This is a genomic window from Mesorhizobium sp. M7D.F.Ca.US.004.03.1.1, from assembly GCF_003998635.1.
Taxonomy (GTDB): Bacteria; Pseudomonadota; Alphaproteobacteria; order Rhizobiales; family Rhizobiaceae; genus Mesorhizobium; species Mesorhizobium loti.
The window spans coordinates 1-2429 of the sequence record NZ_RZQG01000876.1 but is presented as its reverse complement, the minus strand read 5'-3'; the positions used below and the strand labels follow the sequence as shown (position 1 = coordinate 2429).

Here is a 2429-nt window from a genome sequence, read left to right as displayed (position 1 = left end):
CTGTGGAAACGGTCGCGCATACGGCCTTCGAAGATGGCGTCGGCAACCGCCACGATCGACATGCCCGAATGGTGGGCCATGTAGTTCTGCACGACGACATGGTCCGAGCCTTCCGGCACGCGCTGCGGCGTGAAGTCGACGGCGTCATAGTATCCGTGGCGGCCAAGCGCGCCGATCTCCCGCAATCGGGCGAGGTTCTGCACGGCTTCGCGCGGGTTGAACTGGGCCGCCAATATGGTGGCGTAAGGCGCGATCACCGTGTTCTGGCCAAGGCCGCGCTTCAGCCCCAGGCCGGGAACGCCGAAATTGGTGTACTGGTAGGTCAGTTCACGGTCGCGGGCGTTGTAGGCCGCTTCCGAAATGCCCCACGGCACGTTCTTCTGGCGGCCGTACTGGATCTGGCGCTTGATGATCAGCTTGCTGGTCTGGTTGAGAATCGAGCCCTGCGGCTCCTTCATCACCAGCGGCGGCATCAAATATTCGAACATCGAGCCGGACCAGGACATCAGCGCGCCCTGGAACCCGATCTCGACGATCGGCCGGCCCAGCCGGAACCAGTGCTCGGTCGGCAGGTCACCCTTGGCGATGGCGAACAGGCTGGTCAGCCGCGCCTCGGAAGCCAAAAGGTCGTAGCAGCTTTCATCGAGCTGGTGTTCCTCGACCCGGTAACCGATGGACAGCAGCTTGCGCTCCGGCCGCATCAGGAAGGAGAAATCCATTTCGAAGGCGAAGCGACGCGTGCGCTCGCGCAAGGTGAGCAGCTTGGCACGCAGCGCTTCGACGGCATTGTCGTCGCTGTGCGCGTCATGAACGTGCGCTTCGCATGTGGCTTCGAGCCTTGCCGCCCAGTCGACGATGACGTCGCTCTGCGGCGACGCCGCCTCGGTGTGGATGGCTGTGGCAAGCTTGCGGATCTCGCCGGCCAGCACGGCCAGATTGATGGTGCGGATCGACGCCATTTCCGGCTGCGCCTTGATGGTGTCGACCGCGCGCCGCATGCCGTCGAGACGGTCGGCGAGGCGCTGGCGCAGGGGTCGCAGCTGGCGGCGGTCGTCGGGCAGCTCATCAAGGCTTTCGCCGAGAATGGTGACGGTGTCGAGAATGCCTTCGAAATCACCCTGGAGATGGACGGAGGGCGCTTCGGCCCATTCGGCGCAAGCTGCCGCCACCGCCACCAGATGGCCGGCGAGATTGCCGCTGTCGACAGCCGAGATGTAGAGCGGATAGAGCGGCTTCAGCGTCGTCGTATCATACCAGTTGAAGAGGTGGCCGCGATCACGCGGCATGCCCTCGATCGTCGTCATGGTGGCGTCGATGCGGGTGATGGCGTCGGACAGGCTGATCCAGCCGAAGTCGCGGGCAGAGACGACGGACAGCAGATAGACGCCGATATTGGTCGGCGAGGTGCGAGGTGCGACGACCGGCGCCGGGCTTTCCTGGAAATTGTCCGGCGGCAGATGGTGATGCTCTGACGTCACGAAGCTTTCGAAATAGTGCCATGTGCGCCGTGCCACCGTGCGCAACGTATGGATATCAGCCTGCGATATGCGCAAGCGGTCCTCGGTTTCAGCCGAACGGCTGATCCAGCTGGCGATGGCGGGCGAGCCAATCCAGAACAGGGCGAAAAAGAAGGCAACGAAGGCGCCGGTCGAATCGGCCAGCACCGGAATGGCAAGGCCGACGAAGCCGATGATCACGGCGCCATACATCATGCCGTAATACGATCCGATATCGTTGTCGCCGGCCTTGTGCGCCTGCGAGGCGGTGCGCCATTCCAAAAGGTTCTGGCGACTGACGAACAGTCGGTAGAGCGTGCGGACGATGGCGTCGCCCATCATCCAGGCGTTGTGCGCCATCAGCACGATCTTCAGCGCCACCATGGCGGTGCCGAAGGCAACATCGCGCGCCAGGGCCGAGAAATGGCCGCGCGGCGTCTGGTCGCCGCTCTTGGGCAGGATGGCGTTGACGATGTCGAATGTCGGCGCCATGAACAGGCTGAGGATCAGCAGGGCCTGCCATTGCGCGGCCGGCGTGAAGGGCAGCAGCGTCCAGCCGGCGATCGCCGCCATCACCCAGAAGATCGGCGTCAGCGAGCGGCGCAGATTGTCGATCATCTTCCAGCGCGACAGGGCTGGCACGCCGGAGCGCGGATCGAGCATGAAGCCGAGCAGCTGCCAGTCGCCGCGCGCCCAGCGGTGGTGGCGCGAGGCGTCGACCGAGTAGCGGGTCGGATAATCCTCGACCAGTTCGACGTCGGTGACCAGCGCCGAGCGCGCCAGCGCGCCTTCCAGCAGATCGTGGCTGAGGATGGTGTTTTCCTCGATGCGGCCCTGCAGCGCCGCCTCGAAGGCGTCGACGTGATAGAGGCCCTTGCCGGTGAAAGAACCGTCGCCGAAGACGTCCTGATAGAGATCGGACACGGCAAAGAC

At 64.3% G+C, this 2429-nt stretch carries 1 protein-coding gene; it reads right to left on the bottom strand.

Features of this window, described 5'->3' with window-relative positions:
- Positions 1-2429, bottom strand: a 2429-nt coding sequence (locus EN935_RS31220; RefSeq protein ID WP_281040371.1) for a glucoamylase family protein, incomplete at both ends; no start/stop codon positions are given.